The organism is Sphingomonas sp. AC449 (assembly GCF_979253475.1).
Genome location: NZ_CEEDCZ010000014.1, coordinates 1 through 22,712 on the forward strand (window position 1 = coordinate 1; position 22,712 = coordinate 22,712).

Below are 22,712 nucleotides of genomic sequence, written 5' to 3' on the forward strand. Positions count from 1 at the left end.
CCCCGCCACCGCCACCGCCCCCACGGCCGCCACCACCACCGGGACCACCGGGACCGCCGCCCTCACGCGACGCATTCGCACCGCGCGCGCCGGGGGCGTCGCCGCCCTCGCCGCGACGCCGCCCACCCGGCGGCTGCATCCCCTCGAACGGATTGGGGCCGGTCCCCGCGCGAAACGCCTCGAGCTCGCGCTGGACCTTCGACTTCAGCGGCGCGGAAAAATTGATCCCCCAGCGCAGTTCGGACCGCTCGCTGCGCGCGAAGTTGACCGGCCGGCGATCGATCCGGAGCAACGCGCCCGATCCATCGCGCGTGAACCGGTCGGGGAACGCCGCCTCGATCGCCGCGGTCGCGGTCGGAAACGCCGCGATCGGATCGTCGGTGCGGCTGTCGACATAGTTCGCGGTCAGCGTCACGTCGCGCTCGCTCCACGGCTTCAGCGTCAGCCCGAGCTTCTTCACGCGGTTATTGTCCGCGATCAGCCCCGGGTTGCCGCCGCTGATCGTCGTGACCGTCGCGGTCGTCCCCTGCACATAGTCGAACACGCGCACATTGGGCGTCGTGATCGACGGGTTGCCGAGCTGTTGCGCGCTCGGCGCCTGGTCGGTGTCGGTCACCGATGCGATCACGCGCAGCGCCGGAATCGGCGACCAGTTCGCGCCATAGCCGAGCGTCGTCAGCGTCCCGAAGTCCGACAGATGATCCTTCGCCAGGTTGAGATTGGCCGACAGCGTCCCGAGGAACGGCAGCACGTCCTTCGACCGGCTCGCGATCGGCAGATCGAGGTTGACCTGCCCGTTGACCGTATCGCGCGACACCTCGCCGCGCTGCGTCAGGCCTGCGCGATACGAGCGGCTCTCGAACCCGGCGGTCTCCGCGCCCAGCTTGATCGTCGTCGAGACCGCGCCTGCGGGCAGCGCGAACAGGCTGCCATTGACCACCGCGTCGACCCCGCCGCTGTTCTGCGAGGCATAGGCGCGGTTGCCCGCCGCCGCGCCGATGTCGCCCGGCGTCAGCGGTCCGAACGGCTGCGCACCCGGATCGCCCGCCGCGAGCCGCGCATTGAACGCGGTCGCATCGACGCCGGTGTCGGTGAAGGTCTGCGTGTCGCTGCGATCGTAATTCCCCGTCAGCGTCCAGCGCCACGTGCCGACGTCGCCGTTCAGCGTCGTTCCCAGATGCGCCGCGATCGACGACACGCGCTGTGCGAGCGGCAGGAACCCGTCATCGTCGAGCGCGCGGTTGACGCTGCTCCCGTCCGCCAGCGTCAGCGCGGCGATCGGCAGGCCGTTCAGGCTGCGCGTGTCGGTCGATTCGACGCGTCCGTTGATCGTCGCGCCGACATTGCCGAAGATGTTGCGCGCATAGACGCTGTTCGCGGTAAAGGTGTTGCTCGACCCCAGCAGCGTCCGGAACGGCGTCGGGTCGACGACCGCCCCGCCCGCGCCGACCGCCGCGCCCGCGCCGACCGCCCCGCTCGTGCCCCCGCTGTTCCCCGTGACGGGGACGATATCGCGCTCCGCCTCGGTCAGCGCCGAGGTCGAGCTGTATTCGGCGTGCAGGTTTACGCGCCGGTCGCGCGCGATCGTCAGCAGGTCGAGCTTGGCCTCCGGCGTGCTGCTGCCCCCCTCGGTCGGCATCCGGCCGATCGCCTCCGCGGTCACCGCACGGAAGCGGCGGCGCAGCACGAAGTTCACCACCTTCTGGTCCGCGCGATAGCCATATTTCAGCGCGACCTCCTCGGGCAGGATCTCGACGCGCTGGATCGCTTCGGTCGGAATGTCGCGGATCTCCGAAAAGCTCGAGATGCGCCGTCCGTTGAGCAGCACCACCGGCGCCCCCCCGCTGCCGCGCCCGCTCGTCGTCTGCGGGCTGAGCTCGGTCAGCAGGTCGGAGATCGAGCTGACGCCGTACGACCGGATCTCCGCCTGCCCCAGCGTCTGGTCGGGCGGAATGTCGCCGACCACCGACCCCGGCAGCTTGCGCGATCCGGTGATGACGATCTCGTCCGCCTCGCCCGCCTCGCCCGCCTCTTCGGCCTCTCCCGCCTCGATGCCGGTCTGCGCCGCAGCCCCAGTCGCAGCCCCAGTCGCAGTCGGTGCGGGCACCGGCGCCTGTTGCGCCGCCGCGATCGAGGGCAGGCTCGCCACCAGCATCAGACCGAATTTACGCATATACTGGCACCCCGTTCGTCGAGTGCCCCGGCTAGCGGCCAATTGTCGCAGGATTATGCCCGACGCGCGGCACGCGCCCTCACGGCGCGACCGACGGCACGACGGACACCGGCGGCGCCGCGATCAGCTCCATCTTCGTCGTCGTCGTGCCGAGGTCGATCCCCGCCTCGCGGAACTGGCGCAACAGCGTGAACAGCAGGTCGCTGCGCACCGGATAGGTGTCGCGCGGGCTCGCGACATAGGCAAAGCAGTTCAGCTTGACGCGGCCCGCGTCGATCGAATCGATGAACACCTTGACCTCGGGATCGTCGAGCACCTCGGGCTTTTCCGCGAACGCCGCGAACAGCATCGTCCGCACCGCATCGATATCGCTTTCGAGCGGGACCGAGAATTGCAGCTGGATCCGGCCAATGGGGGCCGCCAGCGTCATGTTCTGGATCGTCTTGGTGATCAGCTCCGAATTGGGGACGATCAGCGTCGACCGGTCCGCGACCTGGATCTCGGTCGAGCGCACGTTGATCCGCTTCACGTCGCCCTCCTGGTTGCCGATCCGCACCCAGTCACCGATCTTGACCGGCCGCTCGGCGAGCAGGATCAGCCCCGAGACGAAGTTCTGCGTGATCGCCTGCAACCCGAACCCGATCCCGACCGACAGCGCGCCGAGCACGACCGCGAGCTTCTCCATCCCGATCCCGAGCGCGGCGAGCGCCCACAGCACCGCGGCGATGATCCCCGCATAGCGCGCGACCATCGTCACCGAATTCTGCGCGCCTGCATCCATCGCGGTCGTCGGCAGATAGCTGTTGACCAGCCAGTGCTGCAGCCCGCGCATGATCGCCAGCGCGACGAACAGCACCGCGAACGACCGCAGCACCGCCCCCGGCGAAATCGTCACCTCGCCGATCGTGACGCCGCCCGCGACCGTCCCGAACAGTTCGAAGACCGAGGTCACGCCCGCGCCGAACGGCGCCATCACCGCGCCGATCGCCAGCATGATCAGCACCAGTCGCAGCGCCGCCGACACCAGCACGCCGATCTGGTCGACCGTCCGGTTGCCGACGCCGAAGCCGCTGTTCGCGGTCCGGCCGATCCGGTTGGTGCTCGACAGCGCGGCGCGCGACGCGTCGTCGGTGAACGTCATCAACAAATACAGCGTCGCGCCGACGATCGCGCCCCACAGCATCCACTGGCCGATCTTCAGCCCGAAATTGACATAGCCGATCAGCGTCGCGGCCAGCGCGACGACGACCGCGATCCACACCAGCAGCGCGACGATCGCGAGCACGCTGTTGCGCGCGGGCTTTTCGGGGTCGGGCAACGCTGCCGCGCGCAGCCGACCGAGCGCCATCAGCACGCTCGCGATCAGCCCGAGATGCAGCACCGCGATCAGCGCGTTCGCCGCGGTCGACGCCGCCGCGCTCGCGCCGATCAGGACGTTGCCCGCGATCAGCAGCTGCCCGGCAAAGATCAGCGCCGCCGCCGCCCAGGTATAGGGCCTGAGGCGCTGCGCGGCGGTATCGCCGATCGGCAGCAGCCGCCACGTCGGCTGCGCGCGCAGCAACAGCGCACCGCCGAGCGACGACAGGAATGCGGTGAAGAACGACAGCCCGACGAAACTCGACGCCAGCGTGTTCCACGGCGTCGACAACAGCGCCGACCAGCGCAGCGACGTCACCAGCGCGAGCGCCGCGAACCCCGGCAACAGCGTCCCGATCACGACCAGCCACAGCGCATAGGCCGACCGCCGGATCCGCCCGCCCGGCGCATGGTTGGTCGCATAGCCGCGCCCCATCCGGTGCAGCGCGCCGCGTACCGGCCAGAGCAGCACCAGCGCGGCGAGCAGTCCGGCGAGCGCGATCGTCGCGGCGCGGCTGTCGAACCGCTGGACGAACTGCCTCGCCCCCCCGGCCGCGAACCGGTTGAGCCTGGCGGTGTCGCGCGGCAGGTGATCGACGATCGCGGTCCACAGCGTCGGCGACAGCGGCGACGGCGATTTCTCGGAGAGCTGCTGGCCGAGTTCCTCCGCCTCCGCCGCACCGATATCGTCGATCTGCTGCTTGGCCTCGACCCCGATCAGCCGTGCGCGCTTGATTGCCGAATCGAGCGCCGACTGGCTCTGCGCAAGCAGGCGGCGCTGCTGGCGGATCTCGGGTGCCTCGACCACCCCGGGCGTCGTCGCGCCGAGCTCGGTCACGCGCGCCTGGACCAGCGCCATCTCGGGCGTCAGCACGCGGACCGCGTCGGCGGCGGTCGCCTGCACCGCCTGCGCGCGCACGCGCAGCGCCTGCCGCGCCGCATCGTCGCGCGCATCCACCGCCGCATCGTCGATCGCCTGGAGCTCCGCCGACGCGCGCGTCAGCCCCGCCGCGACGGTCGCGACCTTGGGCTCGTCCTGCGCCGTCGCAGGCAGCGCGGACACGAGAAGCAGCACCGCCGCAAGGTAACGAAAAACGCTCATCCGCCCGGCTCTACAGCCTCGCGGTCAAAAACGGGAGGGGCAGCCGCGATGGCGCCCCGCCCTTACCCACCGCCCCCCTGTTCTCCCGCGAAGGCGGGAGCCCAGTCTGGGTCCCCGCCTCCGCGGGGACACAAGCGGCGTCTCCCCCTATTCCAGCTCCAAAATCACCTGATCCACCGCGAGGCTGTCGCCCGTCTTGGCCGCCACCGCCTTCACCACGCCCGTCTTCTCCGCGCGCAGGATATTCTCCATCTTCATCGCCTCGACCACCGCGAGCGCCTGCCCCGCCTCGACCCTGTCCCCCGCCGCGACGTCGAGCCGCACGAGCAGACCCGGCATCGGGCAGATCAGGAATTTCGACAGGTCGGGCGCGACCTTCTCGATCATGTGTGCGGCATAGGGTGCGACCCGCGCGGGCAGCACGCGCGCGACATGGCTCGCGCCGCGCGTCGTCAGCTTGAACCCCGCGCGCGCCTTGGCGATGCGGATCGTGAGATGCTCGTCGCCCTCGACCACCACCATCCGGTCGCCCGGGGTGTATTCGAGCGACATATCGAGCTCCGCGCCATCGACCGCGATCCCGTCGGTCGACACCGACACCGCATGGTCGACCGTGTCGATCGTCACCACCCAGTCGGCGGGCGGACGAAGCCGCTTGCCGAGTTGCCCGTCGACCCGCCGCGCGCGATCGGCCTCCGCGGTGGCGGCGAACGCGGCGACGGCGGCGAGCGTCCTGAGCAGGTCGGCGTCCGCGGGCGCGCCGTGGAACCCGTCGGGATATTCCTCGGCGATGAACCCGGTCGTCAGCGCCCCCGACTGGAAGCGCGGATGCTGCATGATCGCCGACAGGAAATCGATGTTGTTCCCCGGCCCCTCGAGCTCGAACGCGTCGAGCGCCGCGATCTGCGCCGCGACCGCCCCGTCGCGCGTCGGCGCCCAGGTGATCAGCTTGGCGATCATCGGATCATAGAACATGCTGACCTCGCCCCCCTCGCGCACGCCATCGTCGACGCGGACGCGGGGTTCGGCGGAGGCATCCAGACGGTCCGTCACCCCAGCGAACGCTGGGGTCTCCCCGTTCGAGCCGCGCGTGTCCCCACCGGAAGACTCCAGCGTTCGCTGGGGTGACGTCGAAGTCACGGGGGACGTCTCAGGCGGATTATACCGCACCAGCCGCCCGATGCTCGGCAGGAACCCGCGATACGGGTCCTCCGCATAGACCCGGTTCTCGATCGACCAGCCGTTCAGCTTCACGTCGTCCTGCGCGAACCCCAGCGGCTCGCCCGCCGCGACGCGGATCATCAGCTCGACCAGATCGAGCCCGGTAATCTCCTCGGTCACCGGATGCTCGACCTGGAGCCGCGTGTTCATCTCGAGGAAGTAGAACCCCTCGCCGCTCGTATCCGCGCCCGACACGATCAGCTCGACCGTCCCGGCCGAATAATAACCGACCGCCCGCGCCAGCGCGACCGCCTGCTCGCCCATCGCCTTGCGCATCTTGGGCGTCACGAACGGCGACGGCGCCTCCTCGACGACCTTCTGGTGCCGCCGCTGGATCGAGCACTCGCGCTCGTTCAGATAGACGATGTTGCCATGCTGGTCGCCGATCAGCTGGATCTCGATATGCCGCGGACTCTCGATGAACTTCTCGATGAACACGCGGTCGTCGCCGAACGACGCCAACCCCTCGCGCTTGGTCGCCTCGAAGCCCTCGCGGACGTCCTGCTCGCTATACGCCAGCCGCATGCCCTTGCCGCCGCCGCCCGCCGACGCCTTCATCATCACCGGATAGCCGATGTCGCCCGCGATCCGCACCGCCTCGTCGGTGTCCGCGATCTCGCCCAGATAGCCCGGCACGACGTTGACGCCCGCCGCCTTGGCGAGCTTCTTCGATTCGATCTTGTCGCCCATTGCCGCGATGGCAGCCGGCGGCGGGCCGACGAACGCGATCCCCGCCTCGGCACACGCGCGCGCGAAACTCTCGCGCTCGGACAGGAAACCGTATCCCGGATGGATACAGTCCGCGCCCGTTTCCTTCGCCGCCAGCAGGATCAGCTCGGCCTTGAGATAGCTCTCCGCCGCGGGCGCAGGCCCCAGCCGCACGCTCTCGTCCGCCATCAGCACGTGCGGGCTGCGCACGTCGGCGTCGGAATAGACCGCGACGGTCTTGATCCCCATCGCCTTGGCGGTGCGCATCACGCGGCATGCGATCTCGCCGCGATTGGCGACCAGGATTTTCTTGAACATCTCTCGCCCTAAGCTGTGCCGTCTCCCCGGCTTTGCGCCGGGTGCGGACGTGTATTTACTGGTACCAGATCATCGATTTGAGCTGCGCGGTCCGTGCCTTGGTCAGGTCGGTGCGACAGCCGGCGACCGTCATCCCCTGCGCCGATCCGCCGGCATATTGCCCGCCCTCGATCACGCACTGCGTGTCGCGGAACTTGAGCCACGCGCGCTGGCTTTCGAGCAGCGATCCCGCAAACCCGAAGCCACCGCCACGCGACGTGTCCTGCGCATCGCGCCGCTTCATATAGGCATAGGTCCGCTTCCACTGCGCGGTCATCGCCGCATCCGCCTGCGCATAGCTGCCGCCCGCGGACCGGGTCATCTGCGCCTGTGTCTGGATCGGCGCGGCGGCCATCAGGAGTGCGATCAGCAGCATGTCTTGGCCTCGCGCATCGGTTCGGCACCCGTCATCGGCGTCATCCCCAGCTTCGCCAGCAACGCCGCATCCGCGCTGTCGCCCGCATTGCCCGTCGTCAGCAGCGTGTCGCCGGTGAAGATCGAATTCGCCCCCGCCATGAAGCACAAGGCTTGCGTCGCCTCGGACATGCTCTCGCGCCCCGCCGACAGCCGCACCATGCTCAGCGGCATCGTGATCCGGGCGACCGCGACGGTCCGCACGAACTCGATATCGTCGATCTTCGCGAGCGGCGTGTCGGCGAGCATGTTGCCGAGCACCGTCCCCTTGACCGGCACCAGCGCGTTCACCGGCACGCTCTCGGGATGTCGCGGCAGCGTGGCGAGCGCATGGACGAAGCCGACGCGATCGCCGCGCGTCTCACCCATCCCGACGATCCCGCCGCAGCACACCGAAATCCCCGCATCGCGCACATTGGCCAGCGTCTCCAGCCGGTCCTCGAAGGTCCGCGTCGTGATGACGTTGCCGTAATTCTCCGGCGACGTGTCGATATTGTGGTTGTAGTAATCGAGCCCCGCATCGGCGAGCTGCTTCGCCTGCTCCGCGTCGAGCATGCCGAGCGTCATGCACGTCTCGAGCCCCATCGCGCGGACGCCCTCGACCATCGCCACGACCTTCGGCATGTCGCGCGCCTTCGGGTTGCGCCACGCCGCGCCCATGCAGAACCGCTGCGAACCCGCCGCCTTGGCATGCGCCGCGTCGGCGAGCACGGCATCGACGTCCATCAGCTTTTCCGCCTTCAGCTGCGTATCCGCGCTCGCCGACTGCGAACAATAGCCGCAATCCTCGGGGCAGCCGCCGGTCTTGATCGACAGCAATGTGCACAGCTGCACCTCGCTCACCGCATGATGCGCCCGGTGCACGGTCTGCGCCCGGTACATGAGTGCGTCGAACGGCAGGTCGAACAACGCCGCGATCTCCGCCCGCGTCCAGTCCATACGCACCTCCCCCGCCCGCTCGCGGGAGGGGGTCGGGGGGTGGGCACGCGCTACCGGCGTCGCGTCCGGCTGATGGCGCGAGCCCACCCCCGGCCCCTCCCGCGTGCGGGAGGGGAGAAGATTTGCCATCGTATCGGTCATTCTGCGGCTTCCTCTTGCGGGCCCATATTATGGCCGAGGAGCTTCAACACGTCCTCGGCGGCCTGGATCAGGTTGGTGCCGGGTCCGAAGATCGCCTGGACCCCGGCATCACGCAGCGCCTGATAGTCCTGTGCGGGAATAACGCCACCCGCGATCACCTTGATATCCGCGCGTCCCGCCTCGCGCAGGTGGCCGATCAGCTCGGGGATCAGCGTCTTGTGCCCCGCCGCCAGGCTCGACGCGCCGACCACGTCGACGTCCTTGGCCAGCGCCAGCGCGGCGACCTCCGCCGGGGTCTGGAACAGCGCGCCCGGCACGATCTCGAACCCCAGATCGCCGAACATCGACGAGACCAGGTTGGCGCCGCGGTCATGCCCGTCCTGCCCCATCTTGGCGACCAGCATGCGGGGCTTGCGTCCCAGCCGCCGCTCGGTCGCTTCGACCCCGTCGGTCAGCCGCGTCCAGCGCGCATCATCCTCATACGCGCCGCCATAGACGCCCGACACCGGCGTCGGCTGCGTGCCATAGCGCCCGAACACATCCTCCATCGCCGACGAGATCTCGCCCAGCGTCGCCCGCGCCCGCGCACACTCGACCGCCAGCGCGAGCAGGTTCTCGGACCCCTTCGCCCCCTCGCGGAGCGCATCGAGCGCCGCCCGGCACGCATCCTCGTCCCGCGTCGCCTTCACGCGCGCGATCCGCTCGACCTGGCCTGCGCGCACCGCGACATTGTCGACGTCGAGGATCTCGATCGCGTCCTGTTCGGCCAGCTTGTACTTGTTGACGCCGACGATCACGTCCTCGCCGCGATCGACACGCGCCTGGCGCCCCGCGGCGGCCTCCTCGATCATCGCCTTGGGCCAGCCCGCCGCGACGGCCTTCGCCATCCCGCCCTCGGCCTGGATCCGCTCAATCAGCGTCCACGCGCCATCGACCAGGCTCTGCGTCAGGCTCTCGACATAGTAACTGCCGCCCAGCGGATCGACGACCTTGGTCATCCCCGTCTCTTCCTGCAGCACGATCTGCGTGTTGCGCGCGATCCGCGCGGAAAAGTCGGTCGGCAGCGCGATCGCCTCGTCGAGCGCGTTGGTGTGGAGCGACTGCGTGCCCCCCAGCATCGCCGCCATCGCCTCGATCGTCGTGCGCATGACGTTGTTGTACGGGTCCTGCTCGGTCAGCGACACGCCCGACGTCTGGCAATGCGTGCGCAGCATCTTCGAGCGCTCGTCCTGCGCGCCCAACTGCGTCATCGCGCGGTGCCACAGCACGCGCGCGGCGCGCAGCTTGGCGATCTCCATGAAGAAGTTCATGCCGATCGCGAAGAAGAACGACAGCCGCCCTGCGAACTTGTCGATGTCGAGCCCGCTTGCGACGCCGTATTTCACATATTCCATGCCGTCGGCGATCGTGAAGGCGAGCTCGTGGAGCTGCGTCGCCCCCGCCTCCTGCATGTGATAGCCGCTGATCGAGATGCTGTTGAACTTGGGCATCTCGCGCGACGTGTAGCCGAAGATGTCCGAGATGATCCGCATGCTCGGCTCGGGCGGGTAGATGTACGTGTTGCGGACCATGAACTCCTTGAGGATGTCGTTCTGGATGGTCCCGTCGAGCAGCGCGCGCGGCACGCCCTGCTCCTCGCCCGCGACGATGAAGAAGGCGAGGATCGGGATCACCGCGCCGTTCATCGTCATGCTGACCGACATCTTGTCGAGCGGAATCCCGTCGAACAGGATCTTCATGTCCTCGACGCTGTCGATCGCGACGCCCGCCTTGCCGACGTCGCCGGTGACGCGCGGATGATCGCTGTCGTAGCCGCGGTGCGTGGCGAGATCGAACGCGACCGAGAGCCCCTTCTGCCCCGCGGCAAGATTACGCCTGTAGAACGCGTTCGACGCCTCCGCCGTCGAGAACCCCGCATATTGCCGGATCGTCCACGGCCGCCCCGCATACATCGACGCCCGCACCCCGCGCGTGAACGGCGCGAACCCCGGCAACCCCGGATCCGCGGTCACGTCGTCCGCGGTATAGAGCGGCTTGACGTCGATCCCCTCGGGGGTCGCCCAGGTCAGGTCGGCGCCCTTGACCTCTTTCGCGGCGGCAGCCTCCCACTCGGCAAGCGTCGGATTCAGTTTGTCAGTCATACGCAAAACACCCCCCCGGCGAAGGCCGGGGCCAAATTGGAAAGGTCGAAGTAACGAAGCGCAGCACCGGCTAATCCGCCGCTACCCGATTGGGCCCCGGCCTCCGCCGGGGTGGTGCGCGAACCGGACGTCACTTCCCCGTGAACACCGGCTTGCGCTTCGTCAGGAACGCGATCCCGCCCTCCATCGAATCCGCAGACCCGCGCGCCGCACGCTGGTTGACCGCCTCGGCCTCCATCGCGCCCGCATAATCGCTCGCATACGCAGCCGTAATCGCGCGCCGCATCAGCCCCAATGCCACCGTCGGCATCGCCGCGAGCCGCTCCGCCAGCGCGAACGCCTCCGCGTCGAGCGCATCGTCCGCGACGACCTTGTGCACCATCCCCCAGTCGAGCGCCTTGGCGGCAGGCACGCGCTCGCCGAGCATCATCATCTCGGTCGCGCGCGCCTTGCCGATCAGCCGCGGCAGCATCCACGACGCGCCGCCATCGGGGACCAGCCCGATATTGACGAACGCCTGGAGGAAATACGCGCTCTCGCTGGCAACGCAGAAATCCGCCGCGAGCGCGAGGCTGCACCCGATCCCCGCCGCCGGCCCGCGCACTGCACTCACCACCGGCACGCCAAGGTCCGCGATCGCCGCCATCGCCGGGTTATAGCTCCCCGTCAGCGCCGTGTACGTCGCCGCACCCGGATCGTCCGACCCCAGCGCCCCGCTACCGACATCCGCCCCCGAACAGAACGCGCGCCCCGCGCCTGCGATCAACACCGCCCGCGCACCGTCGAGCGAGGCGACCGCCGCGGCGATCTCCTCGAACATCGCCGGCGGCGCCGCATTCAGCCGGTCGGGCCGGTTGAGCGTCAGCACCAGCACGTCGCCACGCCGCTCGCTCAGGATATGCTCGGCCATCAGTGCCCCCCTTTCGGTGTTTCCATCAGTTCGACGAGCATCCCGCCAAAGTCCTTCGGGTGGACGAACACGATCGGCGTGCCATGCGCGCCGATCCGCGGTTCGCCGAGCACCGTCGCGCCCTTCGCCTTCAGATCCGCGACCGCCGCCTGGATGTCGGGCACCTCGAAACAGACATGATGCTGCCCGCCCGCTGGATTCTTGCGCAGGAACCCCGCGATCGGCGAACTCTCGTCATAGGGCTCGATCAGCTCGATCTGCGTATTGGGCGCATCGATGAAGCACACCTTCACGCCCTGCGCGGGCAGGTCGAACGGCTCCCCGATCGCGGTCGCGCCGAGCAACACCCGATACGTCTCGATCGATTTCGCGATCGACGGCGTCGCGACCCCGACATGGTTGAGGCGGCCAAGCGTCATTGCGTATCCTTTGGCACAGGCGGCGGGGGCGGCGGGGGTGGAACGACGCCGAGCGTATAGCCGCACACGCCGAGCACCTGGCGGACCATCGCGTCGTTCGCCGGCGCGGCGAAATTGGCCTGCACCGCAAAGCCCGCGCCGTTGGTCGTCTCGACGCGCAACGTCTTCGATTTGACGAGGAACGTCGTCAGCCGCGTGATCGCCTCGGGATCGATGATGTAGGTCCCCGTCCCCGGAAACTGCCAGTTATAGGTGAACGCCGGCCCGCCATCGAACCGCACCGCGACGGGCTTGTCCGCGCCCTGCCCGAGCGACTGCGGCTGGATGAACTGGATCGACACGATCGGCTCGGTGCCGACGTCGCATTTCACGACGAACCGCGACAGCCCGTCATTGCCCGTGACCGACGCGGAGATGCTGCGCACCCCCGCCGGATTGGTCCGGTCGGCGAGCTTCCACGCGGGCGTTGCCACCGCCGCGACCTGCAACAGGAACAGCGCGATCATTGCTCGATCCTCGGGGTGGGTCGTATCCCGGACCGCATCTCCTCGAACGTTTCCAGGCGGATCAGGCGTCCGTTGATCTGGATGACCGAGTCGAGCACGCGTCGCACCTGCCCGTTGGTCGCGGCGAGTTCCTCGTTCAACCGCTCGACCTTGCTGCGGAGCAGGATGACGGATTCGATCGTCCGCATCGCGTCGCCGATCATGCTCATGCGACACGCTCCGCGTCGAGCAGGCCGGCGTCGCGCAGCCTGGCGTCGATATCGGCGCGCAGACGCTGCTGTCCCTCGATCGCCGCATCGAGCGCGGCATGCATCGCCGGGAGCGCCTCGTCGAGCTCGTGGATCAACAGCTTGAAGCGGTCGTCCTCGGTCATGTCGCCCTCCACGACATAGCGCGAGGTCGCCTCGCGAACGACATGCCCGACCGACATGCCGTTGCTCGCCGCAAACGCGTCGAGCGCCGCCTTGTGATCGGGGGTGGTCAGAAACGTCACGCGTTCGGTCTGCATGTCACGACTCCTTCGCATGACATGATAATGTGCTTGGCATGCCCCAACAAGCCGCCCGATCAGAGCGGGATGTTGTCATGCTTCTTCCACGGATTCTCGAGGCTCTTGCCGCGCAGCTTGCGCAGGCCCAGCGCGATCCGGCGGCGGGTCGAGTGCGGCTGGATCACCTCGTCGATGAACCCCTTGGACGCCGCCACGAACGGATTGGCAAAGCGCGCCTCATACTCCGCGGTGCGCGCCGCGATCTCCTCGGGCGTCTTGCCGCGGAAGATGATCTCGACCGCGCCCTTCGCGCCCATCACCGCGATCTCCGCGGTCGGCCACGCATAGTTGAGGTCGCCGCGCAGATGCTTCGACGCCATCACGTCGTACGCGCCGCCGTAAGCCTTGCGCGTGATGACGGTGATCTTGGGCACGGTCGCCTCGGCATAGGCGAACAGCAATTTCGCGCCGTGCTTGATGATGCCGTTATGCTCCTGCGCGGTGCCGGGCAGGAAGCCGGGGACGTCGACGAACGTCACGATCGGGATCTCGAACGCGTCGCAGAAGCGCACGAACCGCGCCGCCTTCTTCGACGAATTGATGTCGAGCACGCCCGCGAGCACCATCGGCTGGTTCGCGACGAAGCCGACCGTGCGCCCCTCGATCCGCCCGAACCCGGTGATGATGTTGGCCGCATGCGCCGGCTGCGTCTCGAAGAAATCGCCCTCGTCGACGACCTTCCGGATCAGCTCATGCATGTCATAGGGCTGGTTCGCCGAGGCCGGCACCAGCGTGTCGAGGCTGTTCTCGATCCGGTCCCAGTCATCCGCGGTCGGCCGCTCGGGCACGCCCGCACGGTTCGATTCGGGGAGGAAGTCGAAGAAGTCGCGCGCCGCGAGCAGTGCCTCGATATCGTTCTCGAACGCATTGTCCGCGACCGACGTCTTGGTCGTGTGCGTCACCGCGCCGCCCAGCGCCTCCTGCGTCACCACCTCGTTCGTTACCGTCTTGACCACATCGGGCCCGGTCACGAACATGTAGCTCGAATCCTTCACCATGAAGATGAAGTCGGTCATCGCCGGGCTGTAGACCGCGCCGCCCGCACACGGGCCCATGATCAGCGACAGTTGCGGCACGACGCCGCTCGCGAGCGCATTGCGCTGGAACACCTCGGCATAGCCGCCGAGCGAGGCAACGCCCTCCTGGATACGCGCGCCGCCGCTGTCGTTCAGCCCGATGATCGGCGCGCCGACCTTCATCGCGCTGTCCATCACCTTGCAGATCTTCTGCGCATGACGCTCGCTGAGCGACCCGCCGAATACCGTGAAATCCTGGCTGAAGACGAAGACGAGGCGGCCGTTGATCGTGCCCGATCCGGTGACCACGCCGTCGCCGGGGATCACCTGGTCCTGCATCCCGAAATCGACGCAATTGTGCTCGACATACATGTCGAGCTCCTCGAACGATCCCTCGTCCAGCAGCACGTCAAGGCGCTCCCTTGCGGTCAGCTTTCCCTTGGCGTGCTGCGCTGCGATCCGCTTGATACCCCCGCCCACTCTTGCGGCTTCGCGGCGTCGTTCAAGCTCTTCGATCGTCGATGACATCGTCTCTCCGTCCTGTTGCTGGCTTTCACAGAGCGGGACGCTTCGCGCAAATGCAATGTTGCAAACTTGTAGCGACCATGTTTGCAAACTAGACTTAAGGTATGACCACACCCCCCCGCCGCCTCTTCGTCGGACACCGGCTGCGCGACCTGCGCGGGACGCTCGGGATCAGCCAGGCGGCGATGGCGGTCCGGATCGGCATCTCGGTCAGCTACCTCTCGCAGATCGAGAATGGCGACCGCCCGGTCAGCGAGGCCGTGCTCGTCACGCTCGCACGCGAATTTCCCGCCGACTGGGGCAGCATCGACGCCGCCGACGACACCGCCTTGCTCGTCGCGACACTGGAAGCCGTCACCGACACCAGCGTCGCGGCGCCGACTCTGGACGAAAGCGCGATCCGCCGCGCGGTGAAGCACCAGCCGTTGCTCGCGCAGCGCCTCGTCGCGATGCACGACGCCTATCGCCGCGCGCAGGAGCAGTTGCGCGCGCTCGACGACCGGCTCGTGGCGGGGTCAGGCGTACCCGGGCTGCTCCCCTGGGAGGATGTCCGCGACTGGTTTCACGCCGCGGGCAATTATGTCGACACGCTCGATCGCCGCGCGGAGGAGATCGGCGAGACGCTCGGCAGCGACCGGATCGCCGCCCTCGAGGCGCGGCTCGCCGCACGCGGCACCGCCGTCGCGATTTCGGGCGCACTCGCCGCGCCGTTACGCGACTATGACGGCACGACCTTGCGGCTCGACGGATCGCAGCCCGGCGAGACCACGCTCTTCTCGCTCGCGCATCAGGTCGCGCGCGGCGAATTCGCCGACCTGATCGCCGACATCGTCGCCGCGTCCGACATGGCGTCGGAGACCGCGCGCGCGCTGCTCACCGCAGGACTCACCAACTACGCCGCGGGCGCGATCGTCATGCCCTATACCCGCTTCCGCGCCGAGGCGCGCAGCGTCCGCCACGACATCGACCGGCTGCGGCGGATCTTCGGCACCAGCTTTGAACAGACCTGCCACCGGCTCTCGACGCTCCAGCGCCCCGGAGCGCTCGGGATCCCGTTCTTCTTCTGCCGCGTCGACATGGCGGGCAACATCACCAAGCGCCACTCCGCCACCCGCCTCCAGTTCGCGCGGTTCGGCGGCGCCTGTCCGTTGTGGATCGTCCACGAGGCGGTCGCGATCCCCGACCGCATCCTCACGCAGCTGATCGAGACGACCGACGGCATCCGCTATGTCTCGATGGCGAAGGGGCTGGTGAAACCGTCCGAGACCTACACGCGGCCTGCCCGCCGCTATGCGGTGGCGCTGGGCTGCGAGGAGGCGAACGCGTCCGAATTCATCTACGCCGACGCGCTCGGCACCGGCGGCATCGCGACCCCGATCGGCTCGTCCTGCCGCATCTGCCTGCGCCCCGACTGCGACCAGCGCGCGTTTCCGCCGGCGGCGAGCGAAATCCGCGTCGACCCCAACCGCCGCGGCGCGGTCCCGTACGAGGTGGTGTGAGTGGCTCCCTCGCCCACAAACACCCCCCCGGCGAAGGCCGGGGCCCAATTGGGGGACGGAAATAACGAGGGGCAGCGCGCCGTTACCACGCCCTCCCCAATTGGGCCCCGGCCTCCGCCGGGGAGGTAGCTTTCTGTCAGAACGCTCGCCCAAAACCCGTCATCCCCGCAAAGGCGGGGATCCAGACCGGCGAACCACGGTGTTACTCACAAAGGCCAGCCAGTCTGGGTACCCGCCTCCGCGGGAATGACGAGTCTTGGCGAAAAGCCTCAATCCTTCGGAAAGAACCGCTCCACCACATTACTCGCCAGTCGCGACGGCCGCAGCGTCTCCGCGTCGAGACAGCACCAGCTCGACTTCACCTCGGCGAGCACATCCTCGCCGCGCTTGATGATCGTCTCGTAGAACGCCCGCGCGCCCTGCACCTTTTCGAGCAGCACCGTCGCGATGACGTCGTCGTCGAGGAACGCGGGCTTGCGGTACGTGATCTCGTGTTTGAGCGCGACCCACAGATGCCCCGCCACCGCATCCGCAGGCGCAAGCCGCTGCCAATGGTCGATCACCGCCGCCTGTACCCACTTCAGATAGTTCGCGTTGTTGACGTGACCCATGAAGTCGATGTCGGCCGGCTCGATGCCGATGGCGTAGGTGTGGGGAATGGCTGTTGACACGCAGGACATATAGCACGCGAAGCTGAACATAGCGATGACGCGCCGGCTTCGATACCGACAATAAACGCTATTCCAGCCACCGCGCGCCGCGCCTAGCATTGCGACAGCGCCCGCCTCTTGTGTTGCCCAAATGCAACACCATGTCTTGGCCAACACCGAACCCATCCCACAGGAATGCGTCATGAACATCGACAAATTCACCGACCGCGCGAAAGGCTTTCTGCAATCCGCGCAGACCGTCGCGATCCGCATGAACCATCAGCGCATCGCGCCCGAGCATCTGTTGAAGGCGCTGCTCGAGGACGAACAGGGCATGGCCGCCGGGCTGATCGCGGCCGCGGGCGGCGACGCGAAGCGCGCGACGTCCGAGACCGACCTCGCACTTGCCAAGATCCCCGCGGTGTCGGGCTCGGGCGCGCAGACCACGCCGGGCATCGACAATGACGCGGTGCGCGTGCTCGACCAGGCCGAACAGATCGCGACCAAGGCGGGCGACAGCTTCGTCACCGTCGAACGCCTGCTCGTCGCGCTCGCGCTCTCGCTCAACACCGCCGCGGGCAAGGCGCTCAAGACCGCGGGTGTCACGCCCGAGGCGCTCAACACCGCGATCAACACCGTCCGCCAGGGCCGCACCGCGGATACCGCGGGCGCCGAGGACCGCTATGACGCGCTCAAGAAATTCGCGCGCGACCTCACCCAGGCGGCGCGCGACGGCAAGCTCGACCCCGTGATCGGCCGCGACGAGGAGATCCGCCGCACGATCCAGATCCTCGCACGCCGTACCAAGAACAACCCCGCGCTGATCGGCGAACCCGGCGTCGGCAAGACCGCGATCGCCGAGGGCCTCGCGCTGCGCATCGCGAACGGCGACGTCCCCGACACGCTGAAGGACCGCCGCCTCATGTCGCTCGACATGGGCTCGCTCATCGCCGGCGCGAAATATCGCGGCGAGTTCGAGGAGCGGCTGAAGGGCGTGCTCGACGAGGTGAAGGCCGCCGAGGGCGACATCATCCTGTTCATCGACGAGATGCATCAGCTGATCGGCGCGGGCAAATCCGAAGGCGCGATGGACGCGGGCAACCTGTTGAAGCCCGCCCTGGCGCGCGGCGAGCTTCACTGCGTCGGCGCGACCACGCTCGACGAATATCGCAAATATGTCGAGAAGGACCCCGCGCTCCAGCGCCGGTTCCAGCCCGTCATGGTCGGCGAACCCACGGTCGAGGACACGATCTCGATCCTGCGCGGCCTGAAGGAGAAATACGAGCTCCACCACGGCGTCCGGATCACCGACGGCGCGATCGTCGCCGCGTCGACGCTGTCGAACCGCTACATCACCGACCGTTTCCTCCCCGACAAGGCGATCGACCTGATGGACGAGGCCGCCTCGCGCATCCGCATGGAGGTCGAGTCGAAGCCCGAAGCGATCGAGAATCTCGACCGCCGGATCATCCAATTGAAGATCGAACGCGAGGCTCTGAAGCGCGAGACCGACGACGCGGCGGTCGACCGGCTCGACACGCTCGAGGGCGACCTCGTCAATCTCGAGGAACAGTCCGCGGAGCTGACGACGCGCTGGAAGGGCGAGAAGGACAAGATCAACGCCGAGGCACGGTTGAAGGAACAGCTCGATGCCGCCCGGCTGGAGCTGGAGCAGGCGCAACGCTCGGGCGATCTCGCAAAGGCAGGCGAGCTCTCCTACGGCACTATCCCCGGCCTGCAGCGCCAGCTCGACGAAGCGGCGGGCGCGAGCAAGGGCGCGATGCTGCGCGAGGAGGTCACCGCCGACGACATCGCCGGCGTCGTCAGCCGCTGGACGGGCATCCCGGTCGAGCGGATGCTCCAGGGCGAGCGCGACAAATTGCTCGCGATGGAGGCGACGATCGGCAAGCGCGTCATCGGCCAGCAACACGCGGTCAAGGCCGTCTCGACCGCGGTCCGCCGCGCCCGCGCGGGGCTTCAGGATCCGAACCGGCCCTTGGGCAGCTTCCTGTTCCTCGGACCAACGGGCGTCGGCAAGACCGAGCTGACCAAGGCGCTCGCCGAATTCCTGTTCGACGATCCGTCGGCGATGGTCCGCATCGACATGAGCGAGTTCATGGAAAAGCACGCGGTCGCGCGGCTGATCGGCGCGCCTCCGGGCTATGTCGGTTATGAGGAGGGCGGCGTGCTGACCGAGGCGGTCCGCCGGCGTCCCTACCAGGTGATCCTGTTCGACGAGGTCGAGAAGGCCCACGGCGACGTGTTCAACGTGCTGCTCCAGGTGCTCGACGACGGCCGCCTGACCGACGGCCAGGGCCGCACGGTGGATTTCAGCAACACGCTGATCATCCTGACGAGCAATCTCGGCAGCCAGTATCTCGCGAACATGGCCGAGGGCGACGACGTCTCGTCGGTCGAGCCGCAGGTGATGGAGATCGTCCGGTCGCACTTCCGCCCGGAGTTCCTCAATCGGCTCGACGAGGTGATCCTGTTCCACCGTCTGGGGCAGGCGCACATGGCGCCGATCGTCGACATCCAGGTGTCGCGCGTCGACAAGCTGCTCGCGGATCGCAAGATCGTGCTCGACCTGACCGATGCCGCGCGCGCGTGGCTCGGCCGCGTCGGCTACGACCCCGTCTACGGCGCGCGCCCGCTGAAGCGCGCGGTCCAGCGCTACCTCCAGGACCCGCTCGCCGACATGATCCTGCGCGGCGAAGTCAAGGACGGCACCACGGTCAAGGTCGACGAAGGCGACGGCAAGCTCGTGCTGCACGTCGCCTGACCCCGCGCCTGACCCTGCGGTCCCGGGTCGACAAAAAAAGGGGCGACGGATCGATGATCCGCCGCCCCTTTTTTCTTGTTCCCGAAGGATCGCTTACATGTCGATCGTCAGGCCGACGAACAGGTAGCGACCGATCGCGTCATAGATGCCCGGATAGGTGTTGCCGTTGCCGAACGAGCCGATCGGCGATGCCGTCGCGCTCAGGATCGGCGGCGTCTTGTCGAGCACGTTGTTGACGCCGAGACGATAGGTCACCTTGTCCGCAACGCGGATCGTGGCGGCGAGGTCGAAATAGTCCTGCGCCTTCACGCGTGCGTCGTTGACGAAGAACGGCCCGGCCAGATCCGAATCGCTGCTGGTGCGCTCGAACTTGGTCGCCGACAGGTGACGCCAGTTGCCCGACAGGCCGATGCCGCTGAGCGTGGTGAGCGACAGACGCGCCTGGTGACGCCACTTCGACATCGGATAACCGCACTGCGCGCCATAGAGACCCGCGCAATCGAACTTCGCGCCGACCTTGTCCGACGTGAACTTGTCGACATAGGTGCCGTTGAACGACAGCCCGATCGTGCCGATGCTGTCCGACCGGTAGGTATAGCCCGCCGAGGTCTCGATCCCCTGCGTCGTCAGCGTACCCGCATTGACGTTGGTATCGACGATGAACCCGGCGTTACCCTGCCACAGCGTACCGTTGGCATCGCGGTTGATCGCATCGCAGAACTGCTGCTCGGCGGTCTGGAGGCACTGCGCGATGATCGTGTCGGCGCCGATGACGCCGATCCGGTCCTTCAGCTTGATGCGGAAGCCGTCGACCGACAGGTTGAAGCCCGGCAGGAACGACGGACGCAGGATCACGCCCGCGGTGAACGTGTCGGCCTTTTCGGGACGCAGGTTCGGGTTGCCGCCGAGCAGGCCGTTATACTGCTCCGACGGGTTGGCGGCGATCAGGCCGAAGCGGTTCGCGGGAACGCCGCTGAGCGCGCACTGTGCCGCGGTGTTGCCGTTGACCAGGCCGTTGACGGCGGCACCGGCGCACGGATCGGTCGCACCGTCGAGCTGGACCGACTGCTGGGCGAACAGTTCCTGCGTGTTCGGTGCGCGGACCGCGCGGTTGTAGCCGCCACGGAAGCGGACGTCGGAGACCGGTGCCCAGACCAGCTCACCCTTGTACGAATGCGCCGAACCCGCGGTGCTGTAGCTCGAATAGCGATAGCCGCCATTCACCGTCAGCTCGTTGAAGAACGGACGGTCGCTGACCAGCGGAAGCTGGATTTCGCCGAACACTTCCTTGACGTTGTAGCTGCCGCGGATCGGCAGCGTCGCGCCGCCCTGCCCGGCGAGATCGCCGCTCAGGAACGCGTTGTCGACTTCGAGGCTCAGCGATTCCTTGCGGTACTCACCACCGACGTTCAGCGCGATGCCCTCGCTCGCGAACGGCGACTGCACGCCATATTCGGCGCCCTTGAAGGTGAACGACGCGTTGACGACCGTTTCCTTGTTCTCGCCCGACTGGAAGCCCGGGGTCTGGACATAGTTCAGCGCTTCCGGCGTGATCGCCGCCGCGCCGAAGATGTTGAGCGGGACGCAGTTGGGATCGGTGCCGTCGACGACCGAGCGGCAGACCGCCTGGCCGAGCGTCGCCGAGCCGGGACGCGTGTCGGTGATCGCGTCGAGCGCGCGCGTCGTGCGCGCGATCGAGAATTCGTTGCGATACACCTGGTTGAACACGGTGCTGCCGAACTGGCCATAGGCCTCGTACGAAATGCCCTTGTCGATGTCGCCGGTCGCGCCTGCGACGAAGCGATACTGGGTGTGGCGGAGATCCGCCTGACGCCCGCCGCCCTCGACGTTGCGACGACCGATGCGGACGTTCGCCTGCTGATACTGCGTACCGTCAGGGTTGGTCAGGTTGATCACCGCGCCATTGGCGTCGGTCACCAGGTTGGACGCGCGGCAGAAGGTCGAGACCTGCGCCGCCGACAGCAGCGGGTTGTTGCAGTTCAGCACCGACGTGTTGTTGAAATCACCCGACGGCGCGATCTGCGCGACCGAACGATCGTCCATGAACATGAAGTCGGCATAGGGCTTGAACGCGTCGCTGACTTCGTACTTCGCGAGGAAACCCGCGGTGTAGCGCGTGTCCGGACGCTGGTAATAGTTCAGCGGGTTGGCGTTATACAGCGTCGTACCGGGGACCAGCTGCCCTGCTGCGTTCAGCGTGTAGCCGGTCGGCGGCCCACCCTCGACCGCATCGCCGAGCGAGAAGTTCGCGGGGAACGCGGTGGCCGATCCGCCGCAGACATAATCGTTGCCGACATTGCCCGCCGGCGCGTTCAGACCGCACGAGCTGTAGTCGCGCGACCCCTGAAGGATCGCGCCGATCTTGCGATAGCCGCCATAGCCCACGACATGCCCGCGGCCGTCGCTGGTGCTCGCACCGACCTTGAAGTTGATGTCGAACTGCGTGCCGTCGAATGCCTGGCCGCTCGGCGCAGGATAGCCGCTCGCCGCCGACAGCGCCTGGAAGCGCTCGCTGCGGTTGTTGTGGTTGTTGATGCCGCCCGACACGTCGACGCTGAAGCCTTCGTAATCGGTGTCGAGCACGAAGTTGACGACGCCGCCGATCGCGTCCGAGCCATAGACCGAGCCGGCGCCGCCGGTCAGCACGTCGACGCGCTTGAGCAGCGAGGTCGGGATCATGTTGACGTCGGCGGCTGCGCTCGCGGTGCTGCTCGACGAGGGGTTGCCCGGCATCAGGCGACGGCCGTTGACCAGCACCAGCGTGCGCGATTCACCCAGGTTGCGCAGGTTGATCGTCGCGGTCCCGGTCGAACCGTTCGACACCGACGAGGTCTGCGTCGCGAACGACGCCGGCAGGCTGTTGAGCACGTCCTCGATCCGCGTCGCGCCACGCAGCTTGATGTCGGCGGCGTTCACGACCGTGATCGGGCTCGCCGACGTCAAATTGGGGTTCGAGATACGCGAGCCCGTGACGACGATGTCGCTGCTCTCGGCGGTACCCGCTGCGGCAGGATCCTCGCTCGGCGTGTTCGACACTGCGGGCGTCGTTGCCGCGGCGCCATCGTCGCTCGTCGTGCCCTGCGGCGCGGGCGCCGGCACGGGCGCCGGTGCGGTCTGGGCAGCGGCCGGAAGCGCCATCACAACGCCCGCGATCATCGTCGATGCAAGCAGGCAATCTCGAAACATGAGGTTTCGCATGTATTTAATCCCCTTCCGCGCCGTCGATCCCTGGATGACTGACGCGAGTTACTTATGCGCACTTCAGCGCGCGACCGGCGGCGA

General features: G+C 67.7%; 16 protein-coding genes. 2 read left to right on the top strand and 14 right to left on the bottom strand.

Annotation, left to right across the window (positions count from 1 at the left end):
* From AC0CH3_RS16395 to AC0CH3_RS16450, 12 genes are all read right to left on the bottom strand, one after another.
* Window positions 1-2,173: TonB-dependent receptor (locus AC0CH3_RS16395; RefSeq protein WP_465238075.1), on the bottom strand; the 2,173-nt coding region annotated here is incomplete at its 3' end.
* Between the two features lie 79 nt (window positions 2,174-2,252).
* The gene (locus AC0CH3_RS16400) at window positions 2,253-4,631 is read right to left on the bottom strand and encodes a DUF3772 domain-containing protein (protein ID WP_354301137.1); all 2,379 of its coding nucleotides are present in this window, start codon (window positions 4,629-4,631) and stop codon (window positions 2,253-2,255) included.
* 147 nt (window positions 4,632-4,778) lie between these two features.
* On the bottom strand, window positions 4,779-6,878 hold the full coding sequence (locus AC0CH3_RS16405) for an acetyl/propionyl/methylcrotonyl-CoA carboxylase subunit alpha (protein ID WP_354301135.1): 2,100 nt from the start codon (window positions 6,876-6,878) through the stop codon (window positions 4,779-4,781).
* A gap of 55 nt (window positions 6,879-6,933) precedes the next feature.
* On the bottom strand, window positions 6,934-7,293 hold the full coding sequence (locus AC0CH3_RS16410) for a lysozyme inhibitor LprI family protein (RefSeq protein WP_354301133.1): 360 nt from the start codon (window positions 7,291-7,293) through the stop codon (window positions 6,934-6,936).
* Window positions 7,284-8,270, bottom strand: coding sequence for a biotin synthase BioB (gene bioB / locus AC0CH3_RS16415; protein ID WP_354301131.1), 987 nt, complete (start codon window positions 8,268-8,270; stop codon window positions 7,284-7,286). The genes AC0CH3_RS16410 and bioB overlap by 10 nt, the downstream gene beginning before the upstream one ends.
* Window positions 8,271-8,407: 137 nt before the next feature.
* The gene (scpA, locus tag AC0CH3_RS16420) at window positions 8,408-10,552 is read right to left on the bottom strand and encodes a methylmalonyl-CoA mutase (protein WP_354301129.1); all 2,145 of its coding nucleotides are present in this window, start codon (window positions 10,550-10,552) and stop codon (window positions 8,408-8,410) included.
* A gap of 130 nt (window positions 10,553-10,682) precedes the next feature.
* On the bottom strand, window positions 10,683-11,462 hold the full coding sequence (locus AC0CH3_RS16425) for an enoyl-CoA hydratase-related protein (RefSeq protein WP_354301127.1): 780 nt from the start codon (window positions 11,460-11,462) through the stop codon (window positions 10,683-10,685).
* Window positions 11,462-11,881, bottom strand: coding sequence for a methylmalonyl-CoA epimerase (gene mce, locus AC0CH3_RS16430; RefSeq protein WP_354301125.1), 420 nt, complete (start codon window positions 11,879-11,881; stop codon window positions 11,462-11,464). The genes AC0CH3_RS16425 and mce overlap by 1 nt, the downstream gene beginning before the upstream one ends.
* Window positions 11,878-12,387, bottom strand: a complete 510-nt coding sequence (locus tag AC0CH3_RS16435) for a hypothetical protein (RefSeq protein WP_354301123.1) — start codon at window positions 12,385-12,387, stop codon at window positions 11,878-11,880. Before AC0CH3_RS16435 ends, mce begins: the two co-directional genes overlap by 4 nt.
* Window positions 12,384-12,596, bottom strand: coding sequence for a hypothetical protein (locus AC0CH3_RS16440; protein WP_354301121.1), 213 nt, complete (start codon window positions 12,594-12,596; stop codon window positions 12,384-12,386). Before AC0CH3_RS16440 ends, AC0CH3_RS16435 begins: the two co-directional genes overlap by 4 nt.
* Window positions 12,593-12,895: a hypothetical protein gene (locus AC0CH3_RS16445; protein ID WP_056673713.1), complete on the bottom strand. Its 303-nt coding sequence runs from the start codon at window positions 12,893-12,895 to the stop codon at window positions 12,593-12,595. Before AC0CH3_RS16445 ends, AC0CH3_RS16440 begins: the two co-directional genes overlap by 4 nt.
* Before the next feature lie 59 nt (window positions 12,896-12,954).
* Complete coding sequence (locus AC0CH3_RS16450) at window positions 12,955-14,481, bottom strand: acyl-CoA carboxylase subunit beta (protein WP_354301117.1); 1,527 nt, start codon at window positions 14,479-14,481, stop codon at window positions 12,955-12,957.
* A 101-nt stretch (window positions 14,482-14,582) separates the two neighbouring features.
* Between AC0CH3_RS16450 and AC0CH3_RS16455 the strand changes: the two genes are divergently transcribed.
* The gene (locus tag AC0CH3_RS16455; protein WP_354301115.1) at window positions 14,583-15,977 is read left to right on the top strand and encodes a helix-turn-helix domain-containing protein; all 1,395 of its coding nucleotides are present in this window, start codon (window positions 14,583-14,585) and stop codon (window positions 15,975-15,977) included.
* Window positions 15,978-16,246: 269 nt separating this feature from the next.
* Here AC0CH3_RS16455 and AC0CH3_RS16460 read toward each other — a convergent pair whose 3' ends face one another.
* Complete coding sequence (locus AC0CH3_RS16460) at window positions 16,247-16,648, bottom strand: acyl-CoA thioesterase (RefSeq protein ID WP_056019034.1); 402 nt, start codon at window positions 16,646-16,648, stop codon at window positions 16,247-16,249.
* Window positions 16,649-16,829: 181 nt separating this feature from the next.
* Here AC0CH3_RS16460 and clpB point away from each other — a divergent pair, with 181 nt between their 5' ends.
* Window positions 16,830-19,409 carry an ATP-dependent chaperone ClpB gene (gene clpB, locus AC0CH3_RS16465; protein ID WP_354301113.1) on the top strand — a complete coding sequence of 860 codons (2,580 nt, stop codon included), beginning with the start codon at window positions 16,830-16,832 and terminating at the stop codon, window positions 19,407-19,409.
* Window positions 19,410-19,502: 93 nt separating this feature from the next.
* On the opposite strand, the gene AC0CH3_RS16470 is transcribed toward clpB, so the two are convergent.
* Window positions 19,503-22,628 (bottom strand): TonB-dependent receptor plug domain-containing protein, encoded by a 3,126-nt coding sequence (locus tag AC0CH3_RS16470; protein ID WP_465238076.1) that lies wholly within the window; start codon window positions 22,626-22,628, stop codon window positions 19,503-19,505.
* Between the last annotated feature and the right edge of the window lie 84 nt (window positions 22,629-22,712).

Bases quoted from the DNA above. Each gene is read 5' to 3' on its own strand.
- AC0CH3_RS16470 (WP_465238076.1), bottom strand. From the start codon at position 22,628: ATGCGAAACCTCATGTTTCGAGATTGCCTGCTTGCATCGACGATGATC.
- AC0CH3_RS16450 (WP_354301117.1), bottom strand. From the start codon at position 14,481: ATGTCATCGACGATCGAAGAGCTTGAACGACGCCGCGAAGCCGCAAGA.
- AC0CH3_RS16405 (WP_354301135.1), bottom strand. From the start codon at position 6,878: ATGTTCAAGAAAATCCTGGTCGCCAATCGCGGCGAGATCGCATGCCGC.
- scpA (WP_354301129.1), bottom strand. From the start codon at position 10,552: ATGACTGACAAACTGAATCCGACGCTTGCCGAGTGGGAGGCTGCCGCC.
- AC0CH3_RS16410 (WP_354301133.1), bottom strand. From the start codon at position 7,293: ATGCTGCTGATCGCACTCCTGATGGCCGCCGCGCCGATCCAGACACAG.
- AC0CH3_RS16440 (WP_354301121.1), bottom strand. From the start codon at position 12,596: ATGAGCATGATCGGCGACGCGATGCGGACGATCGAATCCGTCATCCTG.
- clpB (WP_354301113.1), top strand. From the start codon at position 16,830: ATGAACATCGACAAATTCACCGACCGCGCGAAAGGCTTTCTGCAATCC.
- AC0CH3_RS16435 (WP_354301123.1), bottom strand. From the start codon at position 12,387: ATGATCGCGCTGTTCCTGTTGCAGGTCGCGGCGGTGGCAACGCCCGCG.
- AC0CH3_RS16455 (WP_354301115.1), top strand. From the start codon at position 14,583: ATGACCACACCCCCCCGCCGCCTCTTCGTCGGACACCGGCTGCGCGAC.
- bioB (WP_354301131.1), bottom strand. From the start codon at position 8,270: ATGGACTGGACGCGGGCGGAGATCGCGGCGTTGTTCGACCTGCCGTTC.
- AC0CH3_RS16425 (WP_354301127.1), bottom strand. From the start codon at position 11,462: ATGGCCGAGCATATCCTGAGCGAGCGGCGTGGCGACGTGCTGGTGCTG.
- mce (WP_354301125.1), bottom strand. From the start codon at position 11,881: ATGACGCTTGGCCGCCTCAACCATGTCGGGGTCGCGACGCCGTCGATC.
- AC0CH3_RS16400 (WP_354301137.1), bottom strand. From the start codon at position 4,631: ATGAGCGTTTTTCGTTACCTTGCGGCGGTGCTGCTTCTCGTGTCCGCG.
- AC0CH3_RS16445 (WP_056673713.1), bottom strand. From the start codon at position 12,895: ATGCAGACCGAACGCGTGACGTTTCTGACCACCCCCGATCACAAGGCG.